The organism is Caballeronia sp. BR00000012568055, from assembly GCF_029439455.1.
Taxonomy (GTDB): domain Bacteria; phylum Pseudomonadota; class Gammaproteobacteria; order Burkholderiales; family Burkholderiaceae; genus Caballeronia.
Window position 1 is genome coordinate 1 of record NZ_JAQFVG010000109.1, and the last position, 3,517, is coordinate 3,517.

General features: G+C 54.3%; 3 protein-coding genes. 2 read left to right on the plus strand and 1 reads right to left on the minus strand.

Annotated features, from left to right (window positions below):
- Positions 1 to 2,875, plus strand: a 2,875-nt coding sequence (locus P7F28_RS06535) for an RHS repeat-associated core domain-containing protein (protein ID WP_277183680.1), incomplete at its 5' end; no start/stop codon positions are given.
- Positions 2,872 to 3,240 carry a hypothetical protein gene (locus tag P7F28_RS06540; RefSeq protein ID WP_277183681.1) on the plus strand — a complete coding sequence of 123 codons (369 nt, stop codon included), beginning with the start codon at positions 2,872 to 2,874 and terminating at the stop codon, positions 3,238 to 3,240. The genes P7F28_RS06535 and P7F28_RS06540, both read left to right, overlap by 4 nt.
- Before the next feature lie 83 nt (positions 3,241 to 3,323).
- Here P7F28_RS06540 and P7F28_RS06545 read toward each other — a convergent pair.
- A partial coding sequence (locus P7F28_RS06545; RefSeq protein ID WP_277183682.1) for a hypothetical protein occupies positions 3,324 to 3,517 on the minus strand: 194 nt, incomplete at its 5' end.

Here is a 3,517-nt window from a genome sequence, read left to right on the forward strand (position 1 = left end):
CTATAACGACGCGTGGCAGGTCATTCATGCGTGGGGCGACGGCGGTCTCCACGATTACCGCTTCATCTATCACGATGCGCTGCGCGAAACGGAAGTGATCGATTCGCGTGGCCATATTTCGCTGGTTCGCTTCGATGAGAACAATTTGCCGATCAGTGAAATCGATCCGCTGGGCGGCGTGACGACCTATCGATACGATGAACTGGGCCATACCATCGAAATCATCGATCCGGCCGGTCTGAGCACACACTTCAAATACGATGAGAACGGCAATGAAACCGAGGTGACGCTGGCGGATGGCAGTAAAACGCAGGTTTCATTTGATCAGTACTCCAATCCGGTCGATATCCTGGATGCGCAGGGCCGATGCTGGAAACAGGAGTGGGACGCACGCGGCCTACTGCTGACGCAGACCAATCCGATTGGCGCCACGTCTCGCTACACATGGGATGAGCGAGGTCAGTTGCTCGAGCATATGAACGCAATCGGCGCGAAGACGCAACTGAGCTTCGATCGATACGGCCATCTAAGCCGCGTGACCAACGCCTTGGGACATCAGGAGCGGCTCGAACACAACGCACGCGGCAGCCTGCTTTCCCGTACCGATGCGCTCGGGCAACGCACGATCTTCGAATACGACGCGAAGGCCCGTCTGCTGTGGATGTGCAAGCCAGATGGCAACGGCGTCACCATCAACTACGACGCCGAAGATCAACCGGTTCTTTATATCGACGAAAAAGGCGAGCACACACGCTTGGAATATGCGGGTACGGGAAAGCTGACCGCATTGCATAGCGCCGACGGCCACACGACCCGCTACGCCTACGACACGGAAGAGCAACTGACCGGCGTGGTCAACCAGAACGGCGAGGTGTGGAGGCTCGTACGCGATCCGCTTGGGCGAATCACTGAGGAAGTGGACTACTGGGGTCAGTCAACGCGCTACCAATATGACGCGATCGGCCGGCTACAGACGCGTACCGATGCACTGGGTCAGATCATTGCTTATGAGACGGATCGGCTCGGACGCATCACGCGCAAGAGCCTGCCCGATCCCGATCGACCGGGCGAGCAGATGCAGGAGCGCTTCCGCTACGATCCGTCAGGTATGCTGATCGAAATGCACAACCCGCATCGCCACGTGGCGCGTCGCTTTGACGAAGCGGGACGGCTCGTCGAAGAGAAGCAGGACAGCTTCACGGTGAACTATGTCTACGACGAGATAGGCCAGTGCATCGAACGCACAACCAGCACAGGCAATCGCATCGCGCAGGGTTTTGATCTGCTGGGTCAACTCGCGAGTCTCACGCTTAATGATGACACCCCGCTCGCCATTGAGCGCGATGCCCTGGGGCGAGCGATCCGCGAGCAACTCGGCACGGGGCTATCGCGAGAGTTTCAGTACGACACCGGTGGCCGATTGAGCGCACAGCGCGTGATACGCGATGAGACGCCGCTGTTCAGCGCTGCGTATCAATACGATGCATCGGGTAATCTGACGCGACGTCGGGATAGCGAACTGGGCGTGGATGCGTACCGTTACGATCCGATCGGGCGCTTGCTCGAACATATCGATCCGGTGGGCAAGATCAGCCGCTTCGTGACGGATGCGGCGGGCAATCACTTGCGCACGCGGATTCGTGAGTCGGAACGCGACGCCTGGCACGATGATAGTGCGCCGCCCGATGCGTGGCGGCGAGAAGGCACACACGAAGGGCAACGGTACATCTTCGATGCAGCGGGCAATCTGACGTTGCGTGAACCGGTTGCGGGCTCCAAGAGAGATGCGTTGAATTTGCGCTGGGACGCGAATCATCGGCTGATCGAATCGCGTTGTGGTGATCAGGTGACGCAGTACGGTTACGACGCGGCGGGCCGGCGCGTATTCAAGCGCAATCCATCGCACACGACATGGTTCTTCTGGGACGGCGACGCGCTGTTGGCGGAAGTCAAACAGGAGAACGACGCCGCCGATTCGTTGCGAGCGCGGCAGCGGGAGACTTTGCAATACGGCATGACGCCGCCGCCGAGCGTGGGGCGTGAGGCGCGGCGGTTGTATCAGGAGCGCGGGCGCGAGTATGTGTACTACCCGCAGACGTTTCATCCGTTTGCGGTGCTGGAGGGCACGAGCAAGGGCAGAGCGGTTTATCATTACCACACCGATCCGAATGGATGTCCGACGCGGTTGACGGATGTTCGCGGTGAGGTGGTGTGGGCTGCGGGAATTGAGGCGTGGGGTGCGGTCGGGCGCGTTTGGGAAGGGAAGGTTGAGCAGTCGTTGCGGTTGATGGGTCAGTATTTTGATCGGGAAACGGGGCTGCACTATAACCGTCACCGTTACTACGATCCCAATACCGGATCGTTCATCTCTCAGGATCCGATTGGGCTGCTCGGTGGTACTAACCCATATCAATTTGCACCTAATATCTTCCGATGGTCGGACCCTCTAGGGTTAGACACCTGCCCAACGTTGACGAAGCCAAGGGCAAAGAACTGGCAAGAATATGAAAAGCAGATTCAGGACATGTATGGCGGAAAGTTATCGCAGACGGACCGGGAATACACAGCAGTTGTCGATGGCAAACCAGTGAATGGAATAGCAGATCATGTAATAGATCGCGGTGGGAAAAACACTGCAATTGAGGCGAAATTTGTCAATGATTGGGATAAATCGATCCGCAACCCTGACAGCGCTATCGGAGGTAAGAGTTTCGCGGTCGCTGAGCAGCAAAAGATGCTGACGCAAGCACAAAAATATTCGGATGCCTTTGATGAAGTTATTTACCACACTAATAGTCCTGAAATGGCAGCGCACTATAATGCGGTTTTTGAAGGAGCTGGACTTACAAATGTCTCGTTTACGGTGGTGCCATGACTGAAAAAATTCGAAATGAGATTCCTGGAACTAATCCTGTGGTTTGGCGAGAATATTGCTACGTTTCGGACGACGGTAGGGAGCGGTTCTTCAAAAACGGTCTTTTCAAAAAGCTAACGTGTGAAATAACTCCGTTTATTCCGAAGAGCGGAGGGGCTATGACGGAGAACTGTAAACTGTGGCTTCCATCGGGCGAGCTATTTCACGCTCTTTCTTATAAAGGTGATATTGATGGGTGGAGGGAGCAAATATCCAATGGGGCAAATCAATTAGGTTTGCTAACGGCAAAAATTGTAAATAATCAATTTATTCTTTCAGATGGTCGAAGTTATCATCTTTCAGACTGCAAAGCAGAATTCTATTAAGAAGCGCTATGGCTAATGGGGAAATATTCCAAGTAAAAAGTAGTTTTGACGCTAAAGCTTTTTAGAAGAGACTCAAGGCAAGATTAACCGTTATAAGCAGCATACTCAAAGCGGACGAGCGCGATGGCGCTCCTAAATATAAGAAAGGCTACGAACAGCACATGGGTGAAAAGGGTAAGCTTGAAAAGGCAGAGGGTCTTTTGGATTGTCAGCACATAAAGTAGTACAACAATGGAACGGATGGCCACATTTTTTATGATATTCCGAACTAGCGATG

Coding starts and splice junctions, on each gene's coding strand:
- P7F28_RS06540 (WP_277183681.1), top strand. CDS start 2,872: ATGACTGAAAAAATTCGAAATGAGATTCCTGGAACTAATCCTGTGGTT.